The organism is Chromobacterium vaccinii (assembly GCF_001855275.1).
GTDB classification, from domain to species: domain Bacteria; phylum Pseudomonadota; class Gammaproteobacteria; order Burkholderiales; family Chromobacteriaceae; genus Chromobacterium; species Chromobacterium vaccinii.
In genome coordinates this window covers 1,633,712-1,659,880 of sequence record NZ_CP017707.1, presented here as the reverse complement: position 1 = coordinate 1,659,880, position 26,169 = coordinate 1,633,712, and the positions used below count along the sequence as shown (strand labels likewise).

28 protein-coding genes are annotated in these 26,169 nt (G+C 65.0%); 13 read left to right on the top strand and 15 right to left on the bottom strand.

Features of this window, described 5'->3' with window-relative positions; all coding sequences use genetic code 11:
* Positions 1-3: 3 nt before the first annotated feature.
* Both BKX93_RS07600 and ppa read right to left on the bottom strand, forming a co-directional pair.
* Positions 4-726 (bottom strand): hypothetical protein, encoded by a 723-nt coding sequence (locus BKX93_RS07600; RefSeq protein ID WP_046155669.1) that lies wholly within the window; start codon positions 724-726, stop codon positions 4-6.
* A 165-nt stretch (positions 727-891) separates the two neighbouring features.
* The gene (gene ppa / locus BKX93_RS07595) at positions 892-1,419 is read right to left on the bottom strand and encodes an inorganic diphosphatase (RefSeq protein WP_021478635.1); all 528 of its coding nucleotides are present in this window, start codon (positions 1,417-1,419) and stop codon (positions 892-894) included.
* Positions 1,420-1,546: 127 nt separating this feature from the next.
* On the opposite strand from ppa, the gene coq7 reads away from it, so the two are divergent.
* The 9 genes from coq7 (at position 1,547) to BKX93_RS07550 (ending at position 8,719) form a co-directional block, all read left to right on the top strand.
* Positions 1,547-2,167, top strand: coding sequence for a 2-polyprenyl-3-methyl-6-methoxy-1,4-benzoquinone monooxygenase (coq7, locus tag BKX93_RS07590; protein WP_046155670.1), 621 nt, complete (start codon positions 1,547-1,549; stop codon positions 2,165-2,167).
* Between the two features lie 244 nt (positions 2,168-2,411).
* Positions 2,412-3,740, top strand: a complete 1,329-nt coding sequence (locus BKX93_RS07585) for an anaerobic C4-dicarboxylate transporter (RefSeq protein ID WP_046155671.1) — start codon at positions 2,412-2,414, stop codon at positions 3,738-3,740.
* 12 nt (positions 3,741-3,752) lie between these two features.
* Positions 3,753-5,528, top strand: a complete 1,776-nt coding sequence (frdA, locus tag BKX93_RS07580; protein ID WP_070979403.1) for a fumarate reductase (quinol) flavoprotein subunit — start codon at positions 3,753-3,755, stop codon at positions 5,526-5,528.
* The gene (locus BKX93_RS07575; protein ID WP_046155673.1) at positions 5,525-6,271 is read left to right on the top strand and encodes a succinate dehydrogenase/fumarate reductase iron-sulfur subunit; all 747 of its coding nucleotides are present in this window, start codon (positions 5,525-5,527) and stop codon (positions 6,269-6,271) included. The genes frdA and BKX93_RS07575 overlap by 4 nt, the downstream gene beginning before the upstream one ends.
* The gene (locus tag BKX93_RS07570; protein ID WP_046155674.1) at positions 6,268-6,666 is read left to right on the top strand and encodes a fumarate reductase subunit C; all 399 of its coding nucleotides are present in this window, start codon (positions 6,268-6,270) and stop codon (positions 6,664-6,666) included. Before BKX93_RS07575 ends, BKX93_RS07570 begins: the two co-directional genes overlap by 4 nt.
* Positions 6,663-7,025 (top strand): fumarate reductase subunit FrdD, encoded by a 363-nt coding sequence (gene frdD, locus BKX93_RS07565; protein WP_083340475.1) that lies wholly within the window; start codon positions 6,663-6,665, stop codon positions 7,023-7,025. The genes BKX93_RS07570 and frdD overlap by 4 nt, the downstream gene beginning before the upstream one ends.
* A 193-nt stretch (positions 7,026-7,218) precedes the next feature.
* Entirely contained in the window at positions 7,219-7,425 is a 207-nt protein-coding gene (locus BKX93_RS07560) for a hypothetical protein (RefSeq protein WP_070979402.1), read from the top strand.
* Entirely contained in the window at positions 7,409-7,843 is a 435-nt protein-coding gene (locus BKX93_RS07555; protein ID WP_070979400.1) for a hypothetical protein, read from the top strand. Before BKX93_RS07560 ends, BKX93_RS07555 begins: the two co-directional genes overlap by 17 nt.
* A gap of 183 nt (positions 7,844-8,026) precedes the next feature.
* Positions 8,027-8,719: a hypothetical protein gene (locus BKX93_RS07550; protein WP_145929289.1), complete on the top strand. Its 693-nt coding sequence runs from the start codon at positions 8,027-8,029 to the stop codon at positions 8,717-8,719.
* A gap of 84 nt (positions 8,720-8,803) precedes the next feature.
* Here BKX93_RS07550 and BKX93_RS07545 read toward each other — a convergent pair whose 3' ends face one another.
* From BKX93_RS07545 to BKX93_RS07535, 3 genes are all read right to left on the bottom strand, one after another.
* Positions 8,804-9,832 carry a DUF475 domain-containing protein gene (locus BKX93_RS07545; protein ID WP_046155678.1) on the bottom strand — a complete coding sequence of 343 codons (1,029 nt, stop codon included), beginning with the start codon at positions 9,830-9,832 and terminating at the stop codon, positions 8,804-8,806.
* A gap of 109 nt (positions 9,833-9,941) precedes the next feature.
* Positions 9,942-11,150 (bottom strand): DUF1615 domain-containing protein, encoded by a 1,209-nt coding sequence (locus BKX93_RS07540; protein ID WP_070979397.1) that lies wholly within the window; start codon positions 11,148-11,150, stop codon positions 9,942-9,944.
* 101 nt (positions 11,151-11,251) lie between these two features.
* A complete protein-coding gene (locus BKX93_RS07535) occupies positions 11,252-11,905 on the bottom strand; it encodes a LysM peptidoglycan-binding domain-containing M23 family metallopeptidase (protein ID WP_342341859.1) in 654 nt (217 codons plus the stop codon).
* A 105-nt stretch (positions 11,906-12,010) separates the two neighbouring features.
* On the opposite strand from BKX93_RS07535, the gene BKX93_RS07530 reads away from it, so the two are divergent.
* Positions 12,011-12,733, top strand: a complete 723-nt coding sequence (locus BKX93_RS07530) for a substrate-binding periplasmic protein (RefSeq protein WP_082113594.1) — start codon at positions 12,011-12,013, stop codon at positions 12,731-12,733.
* Between the two features lie 48 nt (positions 12,734-12,781).
* Here BKX93_RS07530 and ettA read toward each other — a convergent pair whose 3' ends face one another.
* The 9 genes from ettA to gpmI all read right to left on the bottom strand — a co-directional run bounded on the left by ettA (position 12,782) and on the right by gpmI (position 23,925).
* Entirely contained in the window at positions 12,782-14,449 is a 1,668-nt protein-coding gene (ettA, locus tag BKX93_RS07525; protein ID WP_046155681.1) for an energy-dependent translational throttle protein EttA, read from the bottom strand.
* Positions 14,450-14,537: 88 nt separating this feature from the next.
* Complete coding sequence (locus tag BKX93_RS07520; RefSeq protein WP_052717263.1) at positions 14,538-14,963, bottom strand: BLUF domain-containing protein; 426 nt, start codon at positions 14,961-14,963, stop codon at positions 14,538-14,540.
* A gap of 108 nt (positions 14,964-15,071) precedes the next feature.
* Positions 15,072-15,551: a DUF456 domain-containing protein gene (locus BKX93_RS07515; RefSeq protein WP_070979395.1), complete on the bottom strand. Its 480-nt coding sequence runs from the start codon at positions 15,549-15,551 to the stop codon at positions 15,072-15,074.
* A gap of 4 nt (positions 15,552-15,555) precedes the next feature.
* On the bottom strand, positions 15,556-17,637 hold the full coding sequence (gene ppk1, locus BKX93_RS07510) for a polyphosphate kinase 1 (RefSeq protein WP_046155683.1): 2,082 nt from the start codon (positions 17,635-17,637) through the stop codon (positions 15,556-15,558).
* A gap of 69 nt (positions 17,638-17,706) precedes the next feature.
* Entirely contained in the window at positions 17,707-17,979 is a 273-nt protein-coding gene (locus BKX93_RS07505; protein WP_021475089.1) for an oxidative damage protection protein, read from the bottom strand.
* Between the two features lie 98 nt (positions 17,980-18,077).
* Positions 18,078-19,385: an amino-acid N-acetyltransferase gene (argA, locus tag BKX93_RS07500; protein WP_046155684.1), complete on the bottom strand. Its 1,308-nt coding sequence runs from the start codon at positions 19,383-19,385 to the stop codon at positions 18,078-18,080.
* 144 nt (positions 19,386-19,529) lie between these two features.
* Positions 19,530-20,945, bottom strand: a complete 1,416-nt coding sequence (locus BKX93_RS07495; RefSeq protein ID WP_046155750.1) for a S41 family peptidase — start codon at positions 20,943-20,945, stop codon at positions 19,530-19,532.
* 43 nt (positions 20,946-20,988) lie between these two features.
* Positions 20,989-22,329: a murein hydrolase activator EnvC family protein gene (locus BKX93_RS07490; protein WP_070979393.1), complete on the bottom strand. Its 1,341-nt coding sequence runs from the start codon at positions 22,327-22,329 to the stop codon at positions 20,989-20,991.
* Between the two features lie 72 nt (positions 22,330-22,401).
* Entirely contained in the window at positions 22,402-23,925 is a 1,524-nt protein-coding gene (gene gpmI / locus BKX93_RS07485) for a 2,3-bisphosphoglycerate-independent phosphoglycerate mutase (protein WP_070979391.1), read from the bottom strand.
* A gap of 108 nt (positions 23,926-24,033) precedes the next feature.
* On the opposite strand from gpmI, the gene BKX93_RS07480 reads away from it, so the two are divergent.
* A complete protein-coding gene (locus tag BKX93_RS07480) occupies positions 24,034-24,330 on the top strand; it encodes an ArsR/SmtB family transcription factor (RefSeq protein ID WP_021475094.1) in 297 nt (98 codons plus the stop codon).
* Between the two features lie 62 nt (positions 24,331-24,392).
* Here the strand turns inward: BKX93_RS07480 and BKX93_RS07475 are convergent, their stop codons facing one another.
* Positions 24,393-24,851 carry a DUF4442 domain-containing protein gene (locus tag BKX93_RS07475; protein WP_070979390.1) on the bottom strand — a complete coding sequence of 153 codons (459 nt, stop codon included), beginning with the start codon at positions 24,849-24,851 and terminating at the stop codon, positions 24,393-24,395.
* Positions 24,852-25,128: 277 nt separating this feature from the next.
* On the opposite strand from BKX93_RS07475, the gene BKX93_RS07470 reads away from it, so the two are divergent.
* Together BKX93_RS07470 and BKX93_RS07465 are read left to right on the top strand one after the other, a co-directional pair.
* Positions 25,129-25,743, top strand: a complete 615-nt coding sequence (locus BKX93_RS07470; RefSeq protein ID WP_046155687.1) for a MotA/TolQ/ExbB proton channel family protein — start codon at positions 25,129-25,131, stop codon at positions 25,741-25,743.
* A gap of 2 nt (positions 25,744-25,745) precedes the next feature.
* Positions 25,746-26,162, top strand: a complete 417-nt coding sequence (locus BKX93_RS07465; RefSeq protein ID WP_046155688.1) for an ExbD/TolR family protein — start codon at positions 25,746-25,748, stop codon at positions 26,160-26,162.
* Positions 26,163-26,169: the final 7 nt, after the last annotated feature.

The window sequence follows — 26,169 nt, the reverse complement described above, 5'->3', positions numbered from 1 at the left end:
TTTTCATTTCCGGGCGTCGTCCCGGCTTTGCAGATGGGCGGCCAGTTCGTTTTGCAGCGCGGCCCAGTCGCGGCTATCGGGCAGCGCCAGCATGATGGTTCTGGCCAGGTTGGCGGCGTAATGGACAGCGGTTTTGGGAAGAGGGGCGGAGTAGGGTGGGAGCAGGCCGATGCGTTCGGTCAGATAGGCTTCCGCCAATTGGCGCAGCTTGCCGGCAAGCATCCACTGCTTCTGCAGTATCGCTTCCCATTCCAGTGCGCGCGGCTGGCTGTCGGGTTCGGGCATCGCCGCGCGTCCGGCATGCATCAGGGCATCGAACGCGCGTTGGCAGAAGCGCGCGCTGTGGATGGGGCCGCTGTGCAGCCAGCAGCCGGGCTGGGGAGCCAGCGCGTCGAGCGCCAGACGGCCTGGCGCGCCGGGCGGAGGCGGGTCGCCCACCAGCAGGATGAAACCGAACTCGGCGCCTGGCGGCGCCCAGCCGCCGGCCAGCTCCACGAAGGAAAGGCCAGCGTCGCGGCAACGGGCGGCGCGCTCCGCCAGCGCCTGGTCGCCATCGCGGCCCAGATCCAGCCAGCAGTCGGCGAATTCCAGGCCCGCCCAGTCGGCGGGCAGCCGGCCGGGTTGGTCGCCTTCCGGCGCAGCCGCCAGTCCTTGCGCGGCGAGGCGGCGCAAGAACCAGGGAAGATGGGGGGCTTGTCCCCCGATGCGGTAGGAAACGACCATCATTCGGATACCACGGACCACCATGAAGCGAGGTTGCATGGGAAGCGTGGCAGATAACGCCGGCCACGGCAAACCATTATCCCGTGGAAGATGAGTGTTGTGCAATGCAGCATGCGCCGGGCGATAAAAAAACCGGCCATGAGGCCGGTTTGTTTCGCGGGGAACGGCTTACTTGCCGAAGCGCTCGATGCCTTCGACCAGTTCGGTCTTGGCGTCTTCCAGCGTGCCCCAGCCTTGGATCTTGACCCATTTGCCCTTTTCCAGATCCTTGTAGTGCTCGAAGAAGTGCACCATCTGCGCGCGCAGCAGCTCCGGCAGATCTTCCAGCTTCTGGATGGATTTGTACATCGGGCACAACTTTTCGACCGGAACGGCGACCAGCTTGGCGTCCACGCCGCCGTCGTCTTCCATCTTGATCAGGCCCAGCGCGCGACAGCGCACCACCACGCCCGGCGGCAGCGGGAACGGGGTCACCACCAGCACGTCGACCGGATCGCCGTCGCCGGCCAGGGTTTGCGGCACGAAGCCGTAGTTGGCCGGATACATCATGGAGGTGCCCATGAAGCGGTCAACCACCAGCGTGTTCCATTCCTTGTCGAATTCGTACTTGATCGGAGCGGCGTTGGCGGAGATTTCGATGACGACGTTGAAGTCGCCCGGCATGTCCTTGCCCGGGCCGATGCTTGCGAGGTTCATTGCGCGCAATCCTTCGTGTTGAGTAATAAATGGGTTTAACCGGCCGATTATATCAGCTGCTGCCGGCGCTGTGCCCGCGAGGTATAATCGGCCGTTTGACGCCATTCACGCGAGGAAGAACGCGCCGATGCTGGACAAGCTGATCACCGAACTGGACAAGGGCCTGCGCACATTGTGCGCGCCGGCGCACAGCGCCCGCGCGCATCCGGACCAGGGCGTCGACGAAGCCGAGCTCTCCTCGGCCGAGAAGCGCCACGCGCTGGGGCTGATGCGGGTCAACCACTGCGGCGAAGTGTGCGCGCAGGCCTTGTATCAGGGCCAGGCGCTGACCGCGCGCGATCCGTCCGCGCGCGAAGCCCTGAGGCAGGCGGCGCAGGAGGAGGTGGAGCACCTAGCCTGGACCGAGCGCCGCATCCGCGAGCTGGGCGGCCGCCCCAGCCTGCTCAACCCGCTGTGGTATACCGGCTCGCTGGCGCTGGGCGTCGCGGCCGGCGTGCTGGGCGACAAGTGGAACCTGGGCTTTCTGCAGGAGACCGAGCGCCAGGTCGGCGCGCATCTGGACAGCCATCTGAGCGCCTTGCCCGAGGATGACGCCAGGAGCCGCGCCATCGTCAGCCAGATGCGCGACGACGAGCTGCAGCATGCCGAGATGGCGCACGAGCTGGGCGCGGCTGAATTGCCCGCGCCCTTGAAGGCGGCGATGAGGCTGTCGGCCAAGGTGATGACCGGCAGCAGCTATCACCTGTGAAATCGGCGTCTCAAGCGATATCGCGTCTCCAAGCCGGCCTTGTGCCGGCTTTTTATTTGTCCTGGCTCAAATTTGGTCCGGATTTGCCATGCCGCGTTCATATCCTGTCAACCCGCGCCCCGCTTGCTTGATCAAGGTCTACCACCAGCATCCGCGCATGTCCTATAAACGGTCGCAATAGCAACCGGCTGAGTTTCCGGTCCGGTCCAGGCGGGGCCGGCGGGACGGGCCACGGAGAGCAGGCATGTGGACTTTCTGGATTGAATTCGCGCTGTTGCTGACGGCGATTCTGATCGGCATCCGGCGCGGCGGGGTGGCGCTGGGCATGATAGGCGGCCTGGGCGTCGCCGTGCTGGCCTTCGTGTTCCGGGTGGCGCCGGCCGAGCCGCCCATCACGGTAATGCTGATCATCCTGGCGGTGGTGACGGCGTCGGCCACGCTGCAGGTGGCGGGCGGGCTGGACTTTCTGGTGCAGCAGGCGGAAAAGGTCATGCGCAAGCATCCGCAGCAGATCACCTTTCTCGCACCCATGTCCACGTTTTTGCTGACCATGTGCGTCGGCACCGGCCACGCGGTGTATTCGCTGCTGCCGGTGATCGCCGACGTGTCGTTGAAGACCAAGATACGTCCGGAGCGGCCGATGGCGATGGCCAGCGTGGCCTCGCAGATGGGGATCACCGCCAGCCCGGCCGCCGCGGCCGTGACGTCCTTGCTGGCGATGACCGCGCACAGCAGCCAGCCGCTGACACTGTGGCAGATTCTGATGGTCACGATTCCCGCTGGTTTGATCGGCGTGGTGGCCGCCGCCTTCTGGAGCCTGAAGCGCGGCGCCGAGCTGGATCAGGACCCGGAGTACCAGGCGCGGCTGCAGGACCCGGAATTTCGCGCCTCGATAGAAAAATCCGTGACCACCCTGGACAAGGTGCTGCCGGCGCACGCCAAGCCTTCCGTCATCCTGTTCTTCACCGGCATTCTGGTGGTGGTGCTGCTGGCGCTGTTCCCGCATTGGCTGCCGATGGATGAGAAGGGCAAGACGGTGCCGATGACGACGGCGGTGCAGTTCGTGATGCTGGCCTTCGGCGCCTTCATCCTGTTTCTGTCCAACGCCAAGGCCGCCACCATCGCCCGTTCCGAGGTGTTCACCGCCGGCATGATCGCCGTGGTGTCCATCTTCGGCATCGCCTGGATGAGCGACACCTTCGTCAAGGCCAACGAGGCCTTCCTGGTCGACAACATCAAGGTGATGGTGGCCTACGCGCCGTGGACCTTCGCGCTGGCGATGTTCGCGGTGTCCGCCTTCGTCAAGAGCCAGGCCGCCACCTTGACCATCATGGTGCCGTTCGGCCTGGCGCTGGGCCTGACGCCGCATCAGTTGCTGGCCATCATGCCGTCCTGCTACGCCTATTTCTTTTTCGCCTTTTATCCCAGCGACCTGGCGGCCATCAATATGGACCGCAGCGGCACCACCCGCATCGGCAAATATTTGCTTAACCACAGTTTCATGATGCCGGGCCTGATCGGGGTGGGCGTGTCCACGGTAGCAGCCTACGCATTGACGCATTTTTACTTCTGACAGGGGAATCGCGTGAAGACCTGCCAAGCAGACGTAGTGATTGTCGGCGCCGGGGGCGCCGGCCTGAGGGCGGCCATCGCCGCCGCCCAGTTCGATCCCAAGCTGAAGATCGCGCTGGTGTCCAAGGTCTACCCGATGCGCAGCCACACGGTGGCGGCGGAGGGCGGCTCGGCGGCGGTCAAGCAGGACCATGACAGCTTCGACGCCCACTTCCACGACACCGTGGCCGGCGGCGACTGGCTGTGCGAGCAGGACGTGGTGGAGTATTTCGTCCGCCAGTGCCCGGAAGAAATGGTGCAGCTGGAGCATTGGGGCTGTCCGTGGAGCCGCAAGGACGACGGCAGCGTCAATGTGCGCGCCTTCGGCGGCATGAAGATAGAGCGGACCTGGTTCGCCGCCGACAAGACCGGCTTCCACATGCTGCATACCTTGTTCCAAACCTCCATCCAGTTTCCGAACATCCAGCGCTTCGATGAATACTTTTGCGCCGACCTGATCGTCGATGACGGCCAGGCGCGCGGCGTGCTGGCCATCGAGATCGCCAGCGGCGAAAGCCTGCTGATCGAAGCCGGCGCGGTGGTGATGGCCACCGGCGGCGCCGGGCGGGTGTTCCGCGAGAACACCAACGGCGGCATCGTCACCGGCGACGGCATGGCGCTGGCTTACCGCCACGGCGTGCCGCTGCGCGATATGGAGTTTGTCCAATACCACCCCACTTGCATGCCGCGCACCGGCCTGTTGTTCACCGAGGCCTGCCGCGGCGAGGGGGGGCTGCTGATCAACAAGGACGGCTACCGTTATCTGCAGGACTACGGCCTGGGGCCGGCGGAGGACAAGCCGCGCAACAAGTTCATGGAGCTGGGCCCGCGCGACCGGCTGAGCCAGGCCTTCTGGTACGAGCAGCAAAAGGGCCGCACCGTTGAGGGGCCATGGGGTTCCGCCGTGTATCTGGACCTGCGCCATCTGGGCCATGCCAAGCTGCGCGAGCGCTTGCCGCAGATCTGCGAGCTGGCCGAGGAGTTCCTCGGCATCGATCCGGCCAAGGAACCTATCCCGGTGCGTCCGGCGGTGCACTACACCATGGGCGGCATCCTGGTGGATGGCCGCTGCGCCGCGCCCATGCCCGGCCTGTACGCGGCGGGCGAGTGCTCCAGCGTCGGCATCCACGGCGCCAACCGGCTGGGGTCCAACTCGCTGGCCGAGCTGTCGGTGTTCGGCAAGGTGGCCGGCATCGAGGCCGCGCGCTTCGCCCGCGACAGCAAGCCGGCCAAGCGCGAGGGGCTGTTGAAGCAGGCGCAAGCGGTTGAGGCCCGCCTGCACGCGCTGCGGGCCAAGGACGGCACCGAGCGCATCGCCGATTTGCGCCGCGAAATGGCGGAAACCATGGAGGCGGGTTGCGGCATCTACCGCATGGAGGGCAGCATGCGCGCCACCTGCGACAAGCTGGCCGAACTCAAGCAGCGCTTTAACAACGTCAACGTGGAAGACAAGTCCAGTGTGTGGAACAGCGACTGGCTGCTGGCCATCGAGCTGGGCTACCAGCTGGACGTGGCCGAGGCGATGGCGCACTCGGCGCTGCAACGCCGCGAATCGCGCGGCGCCCACCAGCGGCTGGACGGCTACGAACAACGCGACGACGCCAACTTCCTCAAGCATAGCTTGGCGGTTTATCAGCCGGATGCCGGGCCGCGCATCGAGTACGGCGAAGTGAAGATCACCACGTCCCAACCCGGCGTGCGCGCCTATGGCGCGGCGGGGGTGGCCGCAGAAAAAGGAGAACAGGCATGACGGACAAAACCATCCATATCGAGGTGCTGCGCTACCGCCCCGAGCTGGACCAGGAGCCGTGGCTGCAAGGCTTCGACGTGCCGTACAGCGACGACATGTCGGTGCTGCAGGGCCTGCAATACATCCGCGATTATCTCGACGGCACGCTGGCCTTCCGTTGGTCCTGTCGCCAAGCCATTTGCGGCAGCTGCGGCATGATGGTGGACGGCGTGCCCAAGCTCGCCTGCAAGACCTTCCTGCGCGACTATCCGGGCACGGTGCGCATCGAGCCCTTGAACCACTTCCCGATCGAGCGCGATCTGGTGGTGGTGCTGGACGACTTCATCGAGAAACTCGAAAGCATCACGCCCTATATCGTGCCCAAGGAAGACAAGCCCTTGTCCGAGGGCGAATACCAGCAGACGCCGGCGCAGATGGACTGGTACGCCCAGTTCAGCGGCTGCATCAACTGCCTGTTGTGCTACGCCGCCTGTCCGCAATACGGCCTGAACTCGGATTTCCTCGGCCCCGGCGCCATCGCGCTCTTGCACCGCTACAACCAGGACAGCCGCGATGGCGCGTCCGAGCAGCGCATGGAGCTGCTGGCCGCGCAGGAGGGCGTGTTCAACTGCACGGCAGTCGGCTACTGCTCGGAAGTCTGCCCCAAGGCGGTGGACCCGGCCAACGCGGTCAACCTTAACAAGACGGCGGTGGCCAAGGACTATTTCCTGCGATTCGCCAGGCCGAAGGGAGCATGCAAATGAGCAAGCGCAAGCCTTATGTCCGGCCCATGGACGGCTGGTGGAAGAAGAACCCTTATTTCATCGAGTACATGATCCACGAGGGCACGGCGCTGTTCGTCGCCGCCTACGCCTTCGCGCTGTTGTTCGGCCTGTGGCGGCTGAGCCAGGGCGAGGCGGCGTGGAATGGTTTCATGGCGGCGCTGCAAAGCCCGCTGGCGCTGTTGTTCCACCTGATCCTGCTCGCCATGATCGGCTACCACGGCTACACCTGGTTCAAGATCATGCCGCGCACCATGCCGCCGGTGATCATAGGCGGCAGGCGCGTGTCCGCCGCCGCGATCACCGCCGGCGGCTTCGCCGCCACCTTGCTGGCCAGCCTGGCGCTGCTGGGTATCGTCTGGGGGATCTCGCAATGAAAAACCGACAACTGAAGCGTTCCCATGCGCCCATCTTTTGGGGGCTGTTCGGCGCCGGAGGCATGCTGGCGGCGCTGTTCGGGCCGATGCTGGTTTTACTCACCGGCTTCGCCGCGCCGCTGGGCTGGCTGCCGGCCAAGGCCGCCAGTTATCAGGGCATGCTGGCGCTGGCGCAGAGCCTGCTGGGCAAGGCCGCGCTGTGGGGGCTGGTCAGCCTGCTGCTGTGGCACGCGGCGCACCGCATCTATCACAGTCTGCACGATGTGGGCATCCATGGGGGCGCGCTGGCCAAGGCGCTGACCTACGGCGTGGCGGCGGCGGGCACGCTGGCGGCGCTTGGGCTGCTGGCGCGGATTTGATCAGGGCGCAAGCGGTTAAGCGGCAATGCTTAACCGACGGGGTTGAGGCGGCCTGCCTACCATTCTGTGCTTATAGTGAAGCAAGGTATATGTATTTGTCATTTAAAATATACTAGTGCTTCCTATTTCCGGATGGCGGCTCGAGTTTTGCTGGCTGGAACGCGGACGTGGCACTGGTTGAGAGGAGAGTGCCATGTCCATCAGCGCCATCAGCGACCCCTTCTCGTCCATTGGCTACGCGCCTGCGATCAATCCGTTTTCACCCCCGCTGGCCCAGAATGGCGCTGATGCGTCGCAGACCGTTGGCGCTTCTTCTGGAGGCGGCCAATCTGCCGGCGGCTTCGGCCAAAGCGTCATGCTGGCTTTGCAACTGGGCGGGATCAATGTGTCGGCGCTCTAGCGCGGCGGGGGAGTCCGGGCCAGGCGCGGTTGGCGGGGCATCCGGCAAGACCCTGGCCGACGCGGCCCAGCAGGCGCTTCATGCTTTTGTCCACGCGGTATACCAGGCGGCGCAGGCCGAGAGTTTCTCCAGCGGCGATTCCGACGGAGGCCTGGGCTCGCCATCCGACGGGTATGGCGCGTTCCAGGACAATCTGCAGAAGCTGCTGCAGGATGTCGGCAACGGCGTGCAGAGCAGCGCCACGCAGAACCGGGCTTCAGCCTTCCGCGATCTGCAGCATTCACTGGGCGGCTCGGCCGCCGCCTCCATGTCGCGGCAGGGTTCATTGCATGATTTTCTGCAAAATCTGGTCACCCTGCAAAACAGCCCGCTGAACTCGTCGGGGGCGCTGGGCTCTCTGGTCAACACTTCAGCCTGAGTTTGACTAGTGGCTGAGATGGACCGGCGCTGATCAACCTTGCGCAATGGCGATTTTGATGTTTTCCTTGAGTTAACAAATATTTGCATTTTGTTGCTGTGCTTCGCAGCCTGGGTGCCGATATACCGATATCAGCGCAGGCTGGGCGTGGGCCATTCGGTTCTTCCTTGGAAGGAGAGCGTCATGTCAGTTAGTTCTCTCGGCAATAGCTCCATTTCTTTGCAGTACACGCAAGTGGACATACAGGAAAGCTTCTCTTCGGATTCGGGACAGTCGGCGGGCAGCGGCGCCATCCAGGGCGGCGGCGGCCATCACCACCGGGGAGGCGGCGGCCTGTTCGCGCAGAGCGTGTTGCAGGCCTTGCAGCAATCGGGCTTGCTGCAGCAGGCATCGTCAGGCTCTTCCAGTGACGGCAGCGGGGCATCCGACAGCGGCAGCGACGGCGCAGTAGGCGCGGCCGGCAGCAGCCAGCAGGCGATACACACCTTCATGCATTCGCTGTTCCAGGCCTTGCAACAGGAGGGCGCGTCTTCTGCCGGCGCCTCGGCTTCGGCCGCCGACAACGACGGCGATGTCGACACCGGGGGGCAGGATCAGGATGGCGGGGCGGCGGCGGCCGGCGGCGCTGGTTACGGCGGTTTGCAAAACAATCTGCAGCAGCTGTTGCAGGATCTCGCCAATGGCACGCAGAACGACGCCACCTCTGGCATCCAGTCCGCGTTCCAGAGCTTGCAGCAGGCGCTGGGACTGACTTCGGGACAGTCTGGACAGTCGTCTTCGCTGCAGGCGTTTCTGCAGAATCTGGCCAAGGATCTGCAACAGAACCAGCCTGGCGCCAATGCCGGCGTCGGCGCTTTGCTGAGCACTTCCGCCTGACCAGGTTGCCCCGCGCGGGGCGCCGGGTCGGGATGGAAAAAGGCCGGGGGAAACCCCGGCCTTTTTCCTGTCCGCGGCAGCGGCTCAGCGCTTGTTGCGCGAGGGCAGGCTGGTCAGCACGCCCAGACCGATGATGGCGACGCTGATCAGGCCGGTGGTCACTTCGCCCAGCTCCACGTGCAGGGCGGCGGCGAACATGATGGCCACCAGCGCGGCGATCGCCCAGAACGCCGAAACTTCCAGGTATTTGAACTGGCCCATCACATCGCGCTCCACCAGGTAGAGGGTCAGCGAGCGCACGAACATCGCGCCTATTCCCAGGCCGGCGGCGATCAGCCAGAAATCGTTGGTGATGGCGAAGGCGGCGATCACGCCGTCCATCGAGAAGCTGGCGTCCAGCACCTCCAGATAGACGAAGCCGATCAGGCCGTTTTTGGCCGCGGCGGTCTGGATGTCCACGCCGCCGAACAGCTGCTTGAACATGTGCAGCACCATGAACGCCACATAGCCCCAGAAGCAGCTGCTGATGAAAGCCATTCGTTGGCCGGCCGGCAGCAGCGCGGCAATGGCGGCGACGACGACAATGGTGACCAGCGACTGCGCGTTTTCCACGCTGCCCAGCTTGGCCAGCAGCGGCTCGATGCCGGGCAGCCAGTGCTCGTCCTTCTCGTGCTTGACGAAATATTCGATCACCACCATCAGCAGGAAGGTGGCGCCGAAGCCCATGATCATCAGGTGGCTGTCATGCATGATCCGCTGGTAGCGCTCCGGCTGCTTGGTGGCCACCGCGAAGGCCTCGGCCAGCGACACGCCGCCGGCGGTGGAGACGATCAACAGCGGGAACAACACGCGCATGCCGAACACGGCCACCGCGATGCCGACGGTCATGAAGATCTGCCGCCAGCGATGGCTCATCGCCTTGAGCACGGTGGCGTTGACTACCGCGTTGTCGAAGGAGACGCTGGTTTCCAGCACCGCCAGCACCGCGGCGGTCAGCAGGAAGGCGCCGGCCTGTTCGACGCCGCCGCGCGCGTGGCCGTACCAGGCGACGGCGGCCAGCACGGCGATGCCGAAGAGCAGCGAGCCGCGAAAATAGGAAAAAGTGGAACGCATGGGGTTAACCTGAGCAAGTGCGGCGTCGCCGCTATTTTTTTGAATGTATGAACGGCCGGAAGGACCGGCCGTCGCGCGGGCATTATATGACGCCGTCAGCGCTTGCGCATCAGCGCGCGCCGGCCGCGCGGGCCAGGCATTGGCGGTAGCGGCCGTCCACCCGCTTGGCGAACCACTCCGTGGTCAGCTTGCGGCTGATCTTGGGGCTTTTCAGATCGATCTGCGGCATCCGCTCGCGCGGCAGCGCGCGGCCTGCCTGCCTGTCCGCCAGCGCGAACACCTGCCGGTAGAGCGGGGTCTGGCCGAAGGCGGCGTTCTTTTCCAGCTGCAGGTCGCGCTGGATGGCGGCGGCGGGCATGCCTAGCCGGCCAGACAGAGACAGCGCTGCCTGCTGGCTGCCGGAGGCGGCCTTGCCCTGGTAGTTCAGCAGGTCTCCGTCCAGCGCCAGCTTGCGGCCGGAAAGCTGGGACAGCGCGGCCTGGAAGGCGGCGTTGCGGCTGCTGTAGCGGCCGGCGTTGAAGTCGGCGAAGCGGTACAGCATGTCCTGGTACGGGGCCGGATACTGCAGCAGGATGGCCGCGCCGAAATAGACGCCGCCGCGGCGGCTGAACACTTCGTGGCGTATGCTGCCCTGCACCGGATAGGGGTAGGGCCAGACTCTGGCGTGGCCTTCGGCGAATTCCACGCTGACCTGCATCGGGCCGCCGGTGCGTATCGGATTCTTCATGTCCAGCGGCAGGCCGAGCTTCTGCGCTTCGCGCGACATGTCCTCGTACAGCAGGTTCATCTCGCGCTCGGTGCGCAGATTGTCTATCCGCGTCTTGTAGCTCTGGCCGCTGGGCGAGGTCTTCAGCAGCGCGCCTTTCACCACGGTCAGCGGCACCAGGTAGCGGTGGGCGCGTTCCTCGATCTTGCCCCAGACGATCTTGGGCAGGCCCGGCACCACCGGATCGGCCTGCCAGCTGGACTCCTGCTCGATCACCGCAGCCAGCGCGCAGGCGTTGTCGGCGGTGGCGGGAATCTGTAAATGGCGGAAGGCGGCGTCGATGTCGGCGATCCAGCCCTGGCGGTCGCGCGCGTTGCTCGGCACGGCTGCGGCGATGACGGCGCGCGAGGCCGGCTGCGGCTTGGGCTGGCTGACAGGCGGCGTTGCGGGAGCCGCGGGTGGCGGCTCGACGATAGCGGGCTGCTGGGGCAGAGGTTCTGTCGGGGGCGGCGCGGCTTCGGGCAGGAGCGCCGGCGTGGAAGACTGAGGGGGGCGCGTGCCGGCGCAAGCGGCCAGCAGCGCGCATAACAGCATCAGGCTGAATGTTCTCATTGTATTTGGAGCGAGGGTGCGACAGCGGCGAGCTTAGGCCAAGCCGCCGCCGCGGGCAAGCGAAGCCTGGCGCGCTGTTCGCTCCCAACCCGCGCGGGCGGTCAGCGCGGCGGCAGGTAGGCGGCCGGGTCCACCACCCGGGTGCCCAGCCGCAGCTCGAAGTGCAGCATCACCCGGCTGGCGCCGGAATCGCCCATGGTGGCGATCTGCTGGCCGGCGCTCACCTGCTGGCCTTCCTGTACCAATAGTTTCTGGTTGTGGGCGTAGACGGTCAGCGTGCTTTCATTGTGCTTTACGATCAGCAGATTGCCGTAGGCGCGTATGCCTTTGCTGGCGTATATCACCTTGCCGGCGGCGGCGGCGCGCACCGGGTCGCCGGCCTTGCCGGCCAGATCCAGCCCCTTGTTGCGGTTGCCGTCGAAGCCGGATATCAGCGCGCCGTCGGCCGGCCATTGCAGCTTGATGTCCAGCTTCGTTGGCGGCGGCGCCTGCCTGGTTTCCGCTGGCTTAGACGCCGCAGGCTTGCCGGCGCCGGATGGCGCGGGCTTGGCCGCGCCGCCTGGCGGCTGAACCCGCAGCAATTGCCCGGCCTGGATGCTGGAGCGGTCGGCCAGCTGGTTCCAGCGCGCCAGGTTGGCGACGCTCTGCTTGTTCTGGCGGGCGATGCGGTACAGCGTGTCGCCCGGCTGCACGCGGTAATACCCCGCCGGCGCAGGCGCGCTCGGCGAGGACGGGGTGGCGCAGGCAGCTAGCAATAAGCTGCTACAAAGAATAAGGGTACGCAAGGACATGGTTTGGGATTCTATCACCGTCCGCTGTCCGGACTGTTGTCCAGGGGGGCGGACGAACGGGGCTTCGCGATGAGGAAATGGTTTTGGCTTGGCTTGTGCTGCATAGGTTCCCTTTGCCGGGCTGAGCCCGCCATCAATCTGTATACCGTCGATTACCCGCCCTTCGTGATCCGCGAAGGCGCCGACCACACCCCTCATGGCATCGCCGTCGAGCTGCTGGCGCAGGCGCTGGCGCGCAGCGGGATGCGCGCGCAATATGTCGATCTGCCCTGGAAGCGGGCGCAGATGCAGGTGCAGGCTGAGGGAAACGGCTGCCTGCTGCCGCTGACCCGCTCGCCCAAGCGCGAGGATACCTACCGCTGGGTGGGGTTGATAGACGAGAGCAGCCAATCGCTGTTCGTGGCCGCCGGCAGCAAGCTGCAGCTTCGCGGCGTGGCGGATCTGAAGGGCTTGCGCGTGGTGACGCTGCTCGGCTCGTCGATGGCGGACTGGCTGCGGCAGCATCAGGTGGCGTTTTCCGAGCTGCCGACCACCGAGGACGCCTACCGCGAGCTGAGCAGCGGCGTGGCGGAGGTCTGGGCGGTGCACAGCCTGGTGGCGCGTTACATGGTGAAGAAACAGGGCAGCGGCGGCGTGCCGATACGCGAGGCCCTGAAATTGCAAAGCACCGGAATCTACCTGGCCTGCAGCCGGAATATGCCGGAAGACGTGGCGCAAAAACTGGGCGCCGCGCTCAAGCAACTGCGCGACGAGGGCGCCAGCGCCCGCATCGTGGCGCGTTACCTGGATTGAGGGCGGCAAAAAGCCCCCGCGGGCGGGGGCTTGGCGATGCGCAGCGGATCAGCGGCTGATCGGCTTGTAGCGGATGCGCTTGGGCTTGGCGCCTTCCTCGCCCAGGCGCTTCTTCTTGTCGGCTTCGTATTCCTGGTAGTTGCCGTCGAAGAAGGTCCATTGCGACTCGCCTTCCGCCGCCAGGATGTGGGTGGCGATGCGGTCCAGGAACCAGCGGTCGTGCGAGATCACGAACACGGTGCCGGCGTATTCCAGCAGCGCGTCTTCCAGCGCGCGCAGGGTTTCCACGTCGAGGTCGTTGGACGGTTCGTCCAGCAGCAGCACATTGCCGCCCTTCAGCAGGGTTTTGGCCAGGTGCAGGCGGCCGCGCTCGCCGCCGGACAGCATGCCCACCTTTTTCTGCTGGTCGGCGCCCTTGAAGTTGAAGCGGCCGAGGTAAGCGCGGCTGGACATCTCGAAGCGGCCGACGGTGAGGATGTCGGCGCCGGCGGCCACGTCCTCGAACACGGTCTTGTCGCCGTCCAGGCCTTCGCGGCTCTGCTCGACGAAGGCCATCTGCACGGTCTGGCCGATCTTCACCTCGCCGCTGTCCGGCTGTTCCTTGCCGGCGATCATCTTGAACAGAGTCGATTTGCCGGCGCCGTTGGGGCCGATGATGCCGACGATGGCGCCCGGCGGGGCCTTAAAGCTCAGATTGTCGATCAGCAGGCGGTCGCCGAAGCCCTTGGACACGCCGTCGAACTCGATCACCTCATTGCCCAGGCGCTCGGCCACCGGGATGAAGATTTCCTGGGTCTCGTTGCGCTTCTGGGTCTCGAAGCTGGACAGTTCCTCGAAGCGGGCGATACGCGCCTTGGATTTGGCCTGGCGGCCCTTGGGGTTCTGGCGCACCCATTCCAGCTCCTGCTTCATCGCCTTCATGCGGGCGCCTTCGCTCTTGGCTTCCTGCGCCAGGCGCTCTTCCTTCTGCTCCAGCCAGGACGAGTAGTTGCCCTTCCACGGGATGCCTTCGCCGCGGTCCAGCTCCAGAATCCATTCGGCGGCGTTGTCGAGGAAGTAGCGGTCGTGGGTGACGGCCACCACGGTGCCGGGGAAGCGCACCAGAAACTGCTCCAGCCATTCCACCGACTCGGCGTCCAGGTGGTTGGTCGGCTCGTCCAGCAGCAGCATGTCCGGTTTGGACAGCAGCAGCTTGCACAACGCCACGCGGCGCTTCTCGCCGCCGGACAGCGGGCCGATCTTGGCGTCCCACGGCGGCAGGCGCAGCGCGTCGGCGGCCAGTTCCAGCTGCAGCGCCACATTGTCGCCGGCGCCGGCGGAGATGATGGCTTCCAGCTTGGCCTGCTCTTCGGCCAGCGCGTCGAAGTCCGCGTCCGGTTCGGCGTAGGCGGCGTACACTTCCTCCAGGCGCTTTTGCGCGCCCATCACGTCGCCCATGCCGCTTTCCACTTCCTCGCGCACGGTCTTGTCATTGTCCAGCTTCGGCTCCTGTTCCAGGTAGCCGATCTTGACGCCGGCCAGGTGCTGCACCTCGCCGTCGTATTCCTTGTCCACGTTGGCCATGATGCGCAGCACGGTGGATTTGCCCGCGCCGTTCAGGCCCAAGAGGCCGATCTTGGCGCCGGGGAAGAAACTGAGGGAAATATCCTTGATGATTTGCCGCTTGGGCGGGACGATCTTGCTCACGCGGAGCATCGACATCACGTATTGGGCCATGAGTGCGTTCACATTGGTTGGATGGGGCTAATCGCTGATTATAACGAAATCCGCGCTCATTCAGCGCGCAGGATGCGCGCATGGGCGCTCAGCGGCAGTTTGCGCGGAAGCTCAGCAGGATATTCATCGCCAGCGTCGGCCGCTCAGCCAGTCGCTGGGGCAGAAAGTCCGGGCCGTAGACGTCGACGAAGCCCGGCTGGCTGCGGATGGCCGCGTCGTCCAGCCGGGTGAAGCCCATGCGCCAGTTGGCGAAGCTGCGCCACTCGATGTCCTCGAGCAGGATTTCTATCAGATTGTGGTGGCGGGTGTCGTCCAGAATGCGCTGGTAGGTTTCCGCGACGGCTTCGGCTTCGCCTTCCAGCACCTGGATGAAGTTGCCGGGGCCATACAGCAGCACGCCGCTGATGTCGTTCTGCAGATTATGGCGCACGCAGGACTCAAGCAAGGTTTCCAGTTCCGCGTTGCTCAGCTCCCGTCGGGCGGTGCTGACGTAGATCAGGTGCTGCAGTGCCATGGCGAATGTCCTCGGCTGAAGGGGCGGACGCTATCGATCGCAGCAGCATAGCAAAATCTTCGCGCTTGGTGCGGGATGGCCGCGCCGGCCATCCGCATGGCCAGGGGGTTACAGCGCCAGCGCCAGCGCGGCGGTGGCCAGCATCGCGAAGGCGCAGGCCACCTTGGCCACCGCGCCGACGATGAAGCCGATGAAGGTGCCGACGCCGACCTTGCCGGCCTGGAACGCGTCTTTGCGGGCGATGAATTCTCCGACGACGGCGCCGACGAGCGGGCCGAGAATGACGCCGGCGATGCCGAAGAACATGCCGACCAGGCTGCCGATGAAAGCGCCCCACAGCGCCTGGCGGCTGGCGCCGGTCGCTTTGGCGCCGAGCAGGCCGGCGACGAAGTCGATCAGCAGGCCCAGCGCGGCCAGAACGGCGAGCACGGTCAGGCTGATGGCGCCCAGATGGTTGAAGCCGTCCAGCCAGGAGGCCAGCAACAGGCCGCCGAACATCAGGGGCAGGCCGGGGATGGCGGGCAGGATGGTGCCGGCGAGGCCGGCCAGCACCATCAGCGCGGCCGCGAAATAGCCGAGTATTTCCATGCGCTTATTCCGCTTCCGGGCTGTTGGTGTAGGAGGCCAGCAGCTCGCGCTGCGCGCAGTGCGGCTTGCCGCGGCTGCCGCGGCGCTTGTAGCCGCCGTCGGGCAGCATTTCCCAGCTGTTGACGTTGTCTTCCAGGTACAGGCGCAACGCTTCCTTGATGATGCGGCGTTTCAGCTTGCTGTCCAGAATCGGCGCGCAGGTTTCGATGCGGCGGAAGAAGTTGCGGCTCATCCAGTCGGCGCTGGACATCAGCAGATCTTCCTTGTGGTCGTTGTAGAAATAGAAGATGCGCGGATGCTCGAGGAAGCGGCCGACGATGGAGCGAACCGAGATGTTGTCCGACAGGCCCGGCACGCCGGGGCGCAGCGCGCACACGCCGCGCACGATCAGCTGAATCTTCACGCCGGCCTGGCTGGCGCGGTACAGCGCGTGGATCACCTGCGGCTCCAAGAGCGAGTTCATCTTGGCGATGATCTGCGCCGGCTTGCCGGCTTGCGCGTGTTCGGTCTCGCGTTGTATCGAATCCATGATCATGCTGTGCAGCGTGAACGGGCTTTGATACAGCCGCTTCAGGCTGCTGGCGCGGCCCAGGCCGGTCAGCTGGATGAAGATGTCGTTGACGTCGCTGGCGATTTCCTCGTTGCAGGTCAACAAGCCGAAATCGGTGTAAAGCCGCGCGGTGCGCGGGTGGTAGTTGCCGGTGCCCAGATGCACATAGCGGTGCAGGCCGGGGCCTTCGCGGCGTACCACCATCAGCATCTTGGCGTGCACCTTGTAGCCGATCACGCCGTACACCACGTGGGCGCCGGCGTCCTCCAGCCGGCTGGCCCAGCCGATGTTGGCCTCCTCGTCGAAGCGAGCCATCAGCTCCACCACCACCGTCACCTGCTTGCCGGCGCGGGCGGCGGCGATCAGCGACTCCATCAACACCGAGTCGGTGCCGGTGCGGTACACCGTCATCTTGATCGCCACCACGTGCGGGTCGGTCGCAGCCTGGGTCAGGAAGTCGATCACCGGCTGGAAGCTCTGGTACGGGTGGTGCAGCAGGATGTCGCCCTTGCGTATCGTTTCGAACAGCGGCGACGACTTCGATTTTTTCTGCAGCGGCAGCGGCAGCGTGGGCGTGAACGGCGCGAACTTGAGGTCGGCGCGGTCCACCAGGTCGGGCACCTGCATCAGCCGCACCAGGTTCACCGGGCCGTTGACGCGGTAGACGTCGCGCGGCTGCAGATTGAACTGGGTCAGCAGGAAGGATTCCATGTGCTGCGGGCAGGTGTCGGCGATCTCCAGCCGCACCGCGTCGCCGAACTGGCGCTGGCGCAATTCGCCCTGCAGCGCGGTGCGCAGATTCTTGAAGTCGTCGTCGTCGACCGACAGCTCGCTGTCGCGGGTGACGCGGAACTGGTAGCAGCCCTTGACCGTCATGCCTGGGAACAGCTCGTGCACGTGCGAGTGCAGGATGGATGACAGGAAGACGAAGCAATGCGGGCGGCCTTCGCAGGCATCGGCCGGCAGCTTGATCACCCGCGGCAGGATGCGCGGCGCCTGCACGATGGCGGTGCCGGACGCGCGGCCGAAAGCGTCGCGGCCTTCCAGCTCCACCGCGAAGTTCAGCGATTTGTTCAGCACCTTGGGAAAGGGGTGGGATGGGTCGAGCCCGATCGGCGTCAGGATGGGCATCAGCTCGCGGAAGAAATAGTTCTTCACCCATTCCTGCTGCTGCTCGGTCCACTCGCTGCGGCGCAGGAAGACGATGCCTTGCTCCCGCAGCGCCGGGAACAGCACGTCGCTCATCACTGCGTATTGATCGCGCACCAGTTGGTGGCTGGCGCGGGCCACCTTGACCAGCGCCTGCTCCGGCGTGGCGCCGTCGGCCAGGATGCGGTCCGGCGTGGCGTGGGACGCGTCCTGCAGCCAGGCGACGCGGACCTCGAAGAATTCGTCGAGATTGGAGGAGACGATGCAGAGGAACTTCAGGCGTTCCAGCAGCGGCAGGTCCGGGTCCTCCGCCTGGGCCAGCACCCGGCGGTTGAATTCTATCAGTCCCAGTTCACGGTTCAGCAGCAGGTCTTGCGGTTGTGACATACGGTAGCGAGCCAAAATAACGGTGATCGGAAACAATAAAGCCCTCGCTTGGAGGGCTTGTTCACGGCTTTAGTTCTGCGGCGGCGTGTAGCCCGCCGGCGCGTCGGCGCCCTGGCCGAAGAAGTAGGCGTCCAGCTGGCTGGCCAGATACTGGCGAGCGCGGGCGTCGGCCAGACTGAGGCGGTTCTCGTTGATCAGCATGGTCTGGTAGCGCAGCCAGCCTTGCCAGGCTTCCTTGGACACGCTTTCGTAAACGCGCTTGCCCAGTTCGCCCGGCAGCGGGGGAAAGTCGAGGCCCTCGGCTTCGCGGCCCAGCTTGATGCAGTTAACGGTTCGGCTCATCGCTTGAAATCCTTGCTTGAAATCGGATTGAAACAACAGGCTATTGTGTCACAGAGCCCGCGCCGTTCCAACCGTGGCGGCATCATCGCCGTTAATTGTTACAGCTTCTTTACGAATACCTTGGAACGGCGCTGGTAATTGTAAAACTGCTGGCGGGCCAGCGGCAGCGAGCTCTTGTCGGCCTCGGCGAAGCCGCGCTCGACGAACCAGTGCGAGGTCTGGGTGGTCAGCACGAACAGCGACTGCAGGCCGCGGGTGCGCGCCTGGTATTCGACGTGCTTGAGCAGCGTTTCGCCGAAGCCGCCGTCGCGCTTCTCCTGCGATACGGCGAGGCAGGCCAGCTCGGCGGTCTCGGCCTCCGGGAACGGGTGCATCGCCACGCAGCCGTAGATCTTGCCGTCGTGCTCCAGCACCGAGTATTCGCCGATCTCCACTTCCAGCCGCTCGCGGCTGCGCCGCACCAGAATGCCTTGCTCCTCCAGCGGGCGGATCAGGCCCAGGATGTCGCCGACGTCCTCGATGCTGGCGTTGCGCACCCGCACCAGCGGATCGCGGGCGATCATGGTGCCGTTGCCGCCGCGGGTGAAGTGCTCCAGCAGCAGCGCGCCGTCCTGATGGCGGCTGACCAAGTGGGCGCGGGGGATGCCGTCGCGGGTGGCGCGGATGCAGTAGGGCAGGTAGGTGGCCACGTCGTCGGGCAGGCTGCCCGATTGCAGCATCTCTTCTGCCTGATGGGCGGTCAGCGAGCTGACCAGCTGGCCGTCGTGTTCGACGACGCCGCGGCCCTCGACCACGTAGATCAGCTTTTCCGCCTTCAGCGCGATGGCGGCGTGGGCGGCCAGCTCCTCCATGGTCAGATTGAAGCTTTCGCCGGTCAGCGAATAGCCTACCGGGGTCAGCAGCACCAGCTCGCCGGCGTCCAGGCGCAGGCGGATGGCGGCGGCGTCCACTCGTCGCACCTGGCCGGTGTATTGCATGTCCATGCCGTCCAGCACGCCCAGCGGCTGCGCGGTGACGAAATTGCCGCCGGCTACCCGCAAGTGGGCGCCATGCATCGGCGAGTGGGGCATGCCCATCGACAGCCGCGCCTCCACGTCGTGGCGGGTGGCGCCGGCCGCCTGCTTGACGATGTCCATGGTGGCGGCGTCGGTGACGCGTCGGCCCAGGTGGAACTGGGGGGCGATGCTTTGGCGCTGCAGCAGGGTTTCGATCTGCGGCCGAATGCCGTGCACCAGCACGATGCGCACGCCCAGGCTGACCAGCAGGTTGATGTCCTGCGCCATGCTGGAGAAGTCGCCGTCGAGCAGGCTTTCGCCGCCCATGGCCAGCACGAAGGTCTTGCCGCGGTAGGCGTTGATGTAGGGCGCGGCTTCGCGGAAAGTGTGGACGAACTCGCGGGTCAGCATGCGGCGGGCTCCGGCCGGTGGAAGGGATGGATAACCATCAAGAATATCAGGATTGCCGCGGCATTGTGTTTCGGAAAGTAAGCGCGGCGGCATGAAAAATGCCGCCCGGCGGGACCGGGCGGCACGATGTCGGGAACCGGAGGCTCAGTTCTCGTTTTTCTGCAGGATCTGTTGCACCTTGAGCACATTCAGCGCCTGTGACAGCTGGTAGTCGTTCTTCGGATTCGGCATCCGCTGCCCGCCCTGCGCGTCCGGCGCGGCCGGCTCCTTGTCCTTGCCCTCCGGCGCGGGGGCCGGCGGCGGCACCGGCTTGGCAGCGGGCTTGGCCGTCTTGGCCGGCTTGTCGTCGCCGTTGGGGTTGGCCAGGTGGTTTTCCAGATCCGCCTCGCGCACGCGCATCGCCTGGTCGGCCGCGGTCAGCGTCGCGTCTTCGGCCACCACGTCCGGCGTGATGCCCTTGGCCTGGATCGAGCGGCCGCTAGGCGTGAAGTAGCGGGCGGTGGTCAGCTTGATGCCGCCCTGGCTGCCCAGCGGCAGGATGGACTGCACCGAGCCCTTGCCGAAAGTCTGCGTGCCCACCAGCACCGCGCGCTTGTGGTCCTGCAGCGCGCCGGCGACGATTTCCGACGCCGAGGCCGAGCCGCCGTTGACCAGCACGGCCAGCGGCACGCTGCGCACCGCCACCGGCAGCTTCGCCAGCGGGTCGCTGCCGTTCTGGCGGGCGTAGTTCTGCAGCGTGGCGGTCAGGCGCATCTTGGCGTCCGGCGTGCGGCCCTCGGTGTAGACCACCAGCTTGTCCTTGGGCAGGAAGGCGGCGGCGACGCCGACGGCGCCGTTCAGCAGGCCGCCCGGGTCGTCGCGCAGGTCCAGCACCAGGCCCTTCAGCGGCTGCTTGTTCTCCTGGTACAGCTTTTGCAGGCCGGCGGCCAGATCTTCCGCGGTATGCTCCTGGAACTGGGCGATGCGCACGTAGCCGTAGCCAGATTCCAGCATCTTGTACTTGACGCTCTTGGTTTTTATCACCGCGCGCGCCAGCGTGAACACCAGCGGCTTGGCTTCGTTCTTGCGGGCGATGGTCAGCGTGACCTTGCTGCCCGGCTTGCCGCGCATCTTTTTCACGGCGTCGTTCAGCGACAGGCCGCGCACCGGCGTGTCGTCGATCTTGATGATCAGGTCGCCGCTCTTGATGCCGGCCTTCTGCGCCGGCGTGTCCTCGATCGGGGACACCACCTTGACCAGGCCGTCCTCGGCGCCGATCTCGATGCCCAGGCCGCCGAATTCGCCCTGCGTGCCTTCGCGCAGCTCCTTGAATTCCTCGGCGTCCATGTAGTCGGAATGCGGATCCAGGCCGGTCAGCATGCCCTTGATGGCTTCGTCGATCAGTTTCTTGTCCGTCACCGGCTCGACGTAGCTTTGCTTGATCACGCTGAACACCTCGGCGAAGGTGCGCAGTTCGTTCAGCGGCAGCGGCGAGGCTTCCTTGTCGGCCAGGGCCTGCATGCTGAGGGTCAGTACGCCACCGGCCATGGCGCCTGCCACCAACCATGCGATTTTCTTCATTTTTTGGCTGCTCATGCTTTGCTGATTCTCCGTGTCCGGCACCTTAGCGTGTCCAGGCTTGCGGGTTGAGGGTGCGGCCCAGGTGCCGGATTTCAAAGTACAATCCGGATTCCCCGTTGTCCAGCGATCCAGTGTTGCCGAGTGTTTCCCCGGCCTTGACGCTGCCGCCGGACGATTTGGCGATGGCGGACAGATTGGTGTACACCGTCATGTAATTGCCGCCATGGTCTATGATCACCGCCTTGCCGAATCCGCGCAACTCGTCGGCATAGACGACGGTGCCGTCGGCCACGCTGCGCACCGGCTGGCCGGCGGCGGCGCGGATGAACACGCCCTTCCAGGTGGTGCCTTCCTTGCGCGGCTTGCCGTAGGCGCCGCCGATCTGGCCGGCCACCGGCATCTTCATCTTGCCCTGCAGGCTGGCGAAGGCGCGGCCGGAGGCGCTGTCGTCGGCGACGTCGTCCACTTTCTGGATCGGCTCTTCCTTGACGATCACCGGCTTCTTCGCCTCTTCCGGCACCGGCTTGCCCTGTTTCTTGGCTTGCTCGGCCAGTTTGCGGCGGCGCTCGTTTTCCTTGCGCGCGGCTTCGCGGGCGGCGGCCAGCTTGGCTTTGCGCGCCTCGGCGGCCTTGCGCGCGGCTTCCGCCTTGCGGCGCTGGATTTCGCGGTTGATCTGGGCGATCACGTTGGCCAGGTGCTTCTCATCCTCCTGCAGCTGGGTCAGCTTGCTCTGGCCCTGCTTGATCTCGCCGGCCACTTTGTTCAGTTGCTGCACCTGCTGGGTCTTGTCCTTTTCCAGATCGCTCTTTTCCTGCGACTTGCGGTCGGACAGATTGTTCAGCCGCGCCAGCTCCTGTTCCAGCTGCGCGGACAGCGTCTCCAGTTGCCGCTGCTGGGCGACCAGTTGCTGGACCAGCTGTTGTTCGGCGCGGGCGATGTGCTGGTAGTAGGCGAGGTCGCGGGCGCTCTGATTGGGGTCGTCGGCGTTCAGCATCAGCTTCATCGCGTCGTGCCGGCCATTCTTGTACTGTCGCACCAGCATCTGGCCGACGCGCTGGCGGGTGTTCGCCAGCTTGGCCTGGGTTTGCTCGATCTTGCCGCGCAGCTCGGCCAGTTGCTGTTCCGAGCGGCTCTGGCGCTGCTCCAGCGTGGCCAGTGCCTGCTTGGTCTGGGTGATCGCCTGCTCAGACTCCTGGATCGCGGACTGCGCCTCTTTCTGGACTGTCTGTTTCTGCGCCAGATCTTTTCTCAGGCTGTCGATTTCCTTGCGCACGTTTTTCAGATCCTGCTGATGCGGCGCGGCGGACAGACTGGTGGAGGAGGCGTTGGTGTTGGCCGCCTGGGCGGCGCCGGCCAGCAAGGCCAGCAGGAGATAGCGTTTCATTCCCTGGGTATTCTTTCGCTTGAGGCAATAGCGGCGGCCATGCCGGAACATGGCCGCCGCTCCGTGAGGCGATTATTGGAAGTCGATCAGCGATTGACCGGTCATCTCCGCCGGTTGTTCCAGTCCCATCATTTTCAGCAGCGACGGCGAGATGTCGCGCAGCGAGCCGCCGGCGCGGATCTTGGCCGGGCGGCCGATGTACAGGAAGGGCACCTGGTTGGTGGTGTGCTGGGTGTGCGGCTGGTGGTGCTGGCCGTCGTACATCTGCTCGCAGTTGCCGTGGTCGGCGGTGATCAGCACCTCGCCGCCGGCGGCCAGCATGGCTTCCACGCAGCGTTCGATGCAGCCGTCCAGCGCTTCCACCGCCTTGACCGCGGCGTCGAACACGCCGCTGTGGCCGACCATGTCGCCGTTGGCGTAGTTGCAGAAGATGGCCTGGTATTGGCCGGACTGGATCGCCGCGACGATCTTGTCGGTGACTTCGCCGGCGCTCATTTCCGGCTGCAGGTCATAGGTGGCCACCTTGGGTGACGGCACCAGGATGCGATCCTCGCCCGGGTAGACCTGTTCCTCGCCGCCGTTGAAGAAGTAGGTGACGTGCGGGTACTTCTCGGTCTCGGCGATGCGCAGCTGCTTCATGCCCTGGGCCGACAGGTATTCGCCCATGCCGTTGCTGATCTTTTGCGGCGCGTAAGCCACCGGCAGCGCCGAGTAGGCTTCGCCATAGGAGGTCAGGGTGGCGTAGCAGCCGAACTTGGGCTGGCGCGCCTGGAAGCCGTCGAAGGCCGGGTCGGTCAGCGCCGTGGTCAGCTGGCGGGCGCGGTCGGCGCGGAAGTTCATGAAGATCAGCGCGTCGCCGTCCTGCATCTTCACCGGCGCGCCTATGCCGGTGGCTTTGACGAATTCGTCGTTCTCGTCGCGGGCGTAGGCGGCTTGCAGCGCTTCCAGGCCGGTTTCGGCGTGGAACAGGCCTTCGCCCTCCACCAGCAGGCGGTAGGCCGGCTCGACGCGCTCCCAGCGCTTGTCGCGGTCCATGGCCCAGTAGCGGCCGGTGACGGAGACCAGGCGCGCGTTCGGGCACGCGGCCAGCACGGCGTCCAGACGTTTCAGATAGGTTTCGGCGCTGCGCGGCGGCGTGTCGCGGCCGTCGAGGAAGGCGTGGACGTAAATCTTGGGCACGCCGGCGGCCTGGGCGGCGCGGATCAGCGCGTGGATGTGGTTTTCGTGGCTGTGAACGCCGCCATCGGACAGCAGGCCCAGGATATGCAGGGCCGAGCCTTGAGCTTTGCTCATGGCTTGCTGCAGCGTGTCATTGTCGGCGAAGCGGCCGTCCTCGATGTCGCAGTCGATGCGGCTGATGTCCTGCTGGACGATGCGGCCGGCGCCGATGTTCAGGTGGCCGACCTCGGAGTTGCCGAACTGGCCGGAGGGCAGTCCGACAAAGTTTTCCGAAGCATTGATGGTGCCATACGCGTACTGCTGGCGCAGGCGGTTCCAGTTGGGCATGTCGGCGTGCAGGATGGCGTTGTCATCGCCTTCCGTGCGGTGGCCGAAACCGTCGAGGATCAATAACAACACTGGCTTGATGGATTTCATGGCATTCGCATTCAGAATATTAGAAAACCTTGATAGTATCTGGTTTTGTGGATACTATTGTACCGCAGTCAAATCAAAAAAATGTCAGGCTACATTAGGAGAAAAGCTTTGCTGTTCAACGACGACCAGATCGAACAGACATCGCGGGCGATGAAGGCCATGTCGCATCCGCTGCGTCTGAAGATCATATCGGTGCTGGAAGACAGGGAGGTGAGCGTGCAAGACATCGTCGAGCAGGTTGGCACTTCCCAGAGCAATATTTCCCAGCACTTGGCCATTATGCGGGACAAGGGCGTTTTGCGCACGCGCAAGGACGCCAACCGGGTCTACTACCGGGTGGGCGACATCCGCACGCTGGACGTGCTCAGGATGATGCGCGAAGTGTTCTGTGGTTTCGGGGAGTAAGCGCTTCCCGGGATCCATGTAGAAAAAGCCGCTCGATGCGGCTTTTTCTACATGGATCCCGCTCATCGGCGATCCGGCTTTTTGCGCACGTACAGCGTCTTGTGCACCACGGCCACCAGCTCGTCGTCGGCGTCGCGGATCTCCACCGTCATCTCCGGCAGATGCTTTTCGCCGTCGGCGGTGCGCTCGCGGATGTCGGCCAGTTGTTGGTCGGAGAGGTCGAACAGCGCGCGCACGGTGCCGCGGCCGGGTTTCAGGTAGTCGATGCTGCCGGTCTTGTCCCATACGTAGTAGTCGCCGCCCAGCTGGCGCAGCAGCATCAGCATGTAGAACGGGTCCGTCATCGCGTACAGGCTGCCGCCGAAATGGGTGCCGACGTAGTTGCGGTTGCCCAGGCCCAGCTTGAGCCTGACCTCGGCCTGGCGGAAGTCGGGAGACAGTTTGTGCACGCGGATGCCGGCGCCGAGGAAGGGCGGCCACAGATTGAACAACAGCTTGATCAGCCAGATGGGCAGGTTCATATTCATTCAAACGATTGTTTGGACGATTCATCGTCGACAATGCTTTGAGCGATGTCAATGCCATCGCGGGGAAAACCGTCCATGCACTTGTCGATTTATCCACAGCAATCGCGGAATAACCTTGTGGATAAGTTGCGCGGCAAGCCGGTGGCAACGGCATTTGACAGTGCTTGCCCAAAAAAGTGGCAAGAGGCGTGAAATTTATTCCCGCATGGTTGCCTGAACCCGGCTGTAGGGAATAAAGTCTGGCGTTTGTATCGATGACGGAGAATGCTTCGTGTGGGCTATCGTTGAAGCGGCCGGCTGGCCGATCTGGACTATCATCGCCGCGTCGGTGGTGTCGCTGGCCATCATTCTGGAACGCCTGTACACGTTGCGGCGCGGCGCGGTGGTGCCGCAGGGGCTGCTGGCGCAGACCTTGCAGGAATACCGGCGCATAGGCGACAAGGATGAGCTGCTGCAGCGCCTGCAGGGCCATTCGCCGCTGGGCCGCCTGTTCGCCGCCGGCTTGCGCAATGTGCACGGCAGCCGCGAGGTGATGAAGGAAGCGATCGAGGACGAGGGTCGCCAGGTCGCCCATCTGCTGGAGCGTCTGCTGACCACGCTGGGCACCATCGCCGCGATGGCACCGCTGCTGGGCCTGCTGGGCACGGTGATCGGCATGATCGAGATTTTCGGTTCCCAGAACGCCAGCGGCGCCAATCCGCAGCAGCTGGCGCACGGTATTTCCGTCGCGCTGTACAACACCGCCTTCGGCCTGATCGTCGCGATTCCCAGCATGATGTTCTACCGCTACTTCCGCTCCAAGGTGGACGGCCTGCTGGTGGAAATGGAGGCGCAGGCGATCAAGCTGGTGGAAGTGGCGCACGGCGAGCGCAAGAACGGGGGCTGAACATGGATTTTCGTCGCGGCAGGGCCCGGGAAGAGCCAGAGATCAATTTCATCCCGTTGATCGACGTGTTGCTGGTGATCCTGATCTTCCTGATGGTCACCACCACTTACTCGCATTTTTCCGAACTGAAGATCAATCTGCCGACCGCGCAGGGCGAGCAGCAGCAGAGCAAGACCGTCGAGATCAAGGTGGCGGTGGCCGCCGACGGCGCGATGGCGGTGAATGACGCCAAGCTGCCCGGCGGCGACAAGGCCGCGCTGCTGGCCAGCCTGAGGGCCGCCGCGGCCGGCAAGCGCGACGTGGTGGTGGTGGTCAACGCCGACGCCAGGTCCACCCACCAGTCGGTGATCGCCGTGATGGAGGCGGCCCGCGAGGCCGGTCTGTCGCAACTGACTTTCGCCACCCAGAACCTGAAGTGAAGCCTGA

Bases quoted from the DNA above. Each gene is read 5' to 3' on its own strand.
- BKX93_RS07505 (WP_021475089.1), bottom strand. From the start codon at position 17,979: ATGAGCCGAACCGTTAACTGCATCAAGCTGGGCCGCGAAGCCGAGGGC.
- ppk1 (WP_046155683.1), bottom strand. From the start codon at position 17,637: ATGTCACAACCGCAAGACCTGCTGCTGAACCGTGAACTGGGACTGATA.
- coq7 (WP_046155670.1), top strand. From the start codon at position 1,547: ATGCTGGACAAGCTGATCACCGAACTGGACAAGGGCCTGCGCACATTG.
- frdD (WP_083340475.1), top strand. From the start codon at position 6,663: ATGAAAAACCGACAACTGAAGCGTTCCCATGCGCCCATCTTTTGGGGG.
- BKX93_RS07560 (WP_070979402.1), top strand. From the start codon at position 7,219: ATGTCCATCAGCGCCATCAGCGACCCCTTCTCGTCCATTGGCTACGCG.
- ettA (WP_046155681.1), bottom strand. From the start codon at position 14,449: ATGGCCCAATACGTGATGTCGATGCTCCGCGTGAGCAAGATCGTCCCG.
- argA (WP_046155684.1), bottom strand. From the start codon at position 19,385: ATGCTGACCCGCGAGTTCGTCCACACTTTCCGCGAAGCCGCGCCCTAC.
- BKX93_RS07575 (WP_046155673.1), top strand. From the start codon at position 5,525: ATGACGGACAAAACCATCCATATCGAGGTGCTGCGCTACCGCCCCGAG.
- BKX93_RS07550 (WP_145929289.1), top strand. From the start codon at position 8,027: ATGTCAGTTAGTTCTCTCGGCAATAGCTCCATTTCTTTGCAGTACACG.
- BKX93_RS07465 (WP_046155688.1), top strand. From the start codon at position 25,746: ATGGATTTTCGTCGCGGCAGGGCCCGGGAAGAGCCAGAGATCAATTTC.
- BKX93_RS07540 (WP_070979397.1), bottom strand. From the start codon at position 11,150: ATGAGAACATTCAGCCTGATGCTGTTATGCGCGCTGCTGGCCGCTTGC.
- BKX93_RS07490 (WP_070979393.1), bottom strand. From the start codon at position 22,329: ATGAAACGCTATCTCCTGCTGGCCTTGCTGGCCGGCGCCGCCCAGGCG.
- BKX93_RS07515 (WP_070979395.1), bottom strand. From the start codon at position 15,551: ATGGAAATACTCGGCTATTTCGCGGCCGCGCTGATGGTGCTGGCCGGC.
- BKX93_RS07495 (WP_046155750.1), bottom strand. From the start codon at position 20,945: ATGAAGAAAATCGCATGGTTGGTGGCAGGCGCCATGGCCGGTGGCGTA.
- BKX93_RS07520 (WP_052717263.1), bottom strand. From the start codon at position 14,963: ATGGCACTGCAGCACCTGATCTACGTCAGCACCGCCCGACGGGAGCTG.
- gpmI (WP_070979391.1), bottom strand. From the start codon at position 23,925: ATGAAATCCATCAAGCCAGTGTTGTTATTGATCCTCGACGGTTTCGGC.
- BKX93_RS07585 (WP_046155671.1), top strand. From the start codon at position 2,412: ATGTGGACTTTCTGGATTGAATTCGCGCTGTTGCTGACGGCGATTCTG.
- BKX93_RS07570 (WP_046155674.1), top strand. From the start codon at position 6,268: ATGAGCAAGCGCAAGCCTTATGTCCGGCCCATGGACGGCTGGTGGAAG.
- BKX93_RS07475 (WP_070979390.1), bottom strand. From the start codon at position 24,851: ATGAACCTGCCCATCTGGCTGATCAAGCTGTTGTTCAATCTGTGGCCG.
- BKX93_RS07600 (WP_046155669.1), bottom strand. From the start codon at position 726: ATGATGGTCGTTTCCTACCGCATCGGGGGACAAGCCCCCCATCTTCCC.
- BKX93_RS07530 (WP_082113594.1), top strand. From the start codon at position 12,011: ATGAGGAAATGGTTTTGGCTTGGCTTGTGCTGCATAGGTTCCCTTTGC.
- BKX93_RS07545 (WP_046155678.1), bottom strand. From the start codon at position 9,832: ATGCGTTCCACTTTTTCCTATTTTCGCGGCTCGCTGCTCTTCGGCATC.
- BKX93_RS07555 (WP_070979400.1), top strand. From the start codon at position 7,409: ATGTGTCGGCGCTCTAGCGCGGCGGGGGAGTCCGGGCCAGGCGCGGTT.
- ppa (WP_021478635.1), bottom strand. From the start codon at position 1,419: ATGAACCTCGCAAGCATCGGCCCGGGCAAGGACATGCCGGGCGACTTC.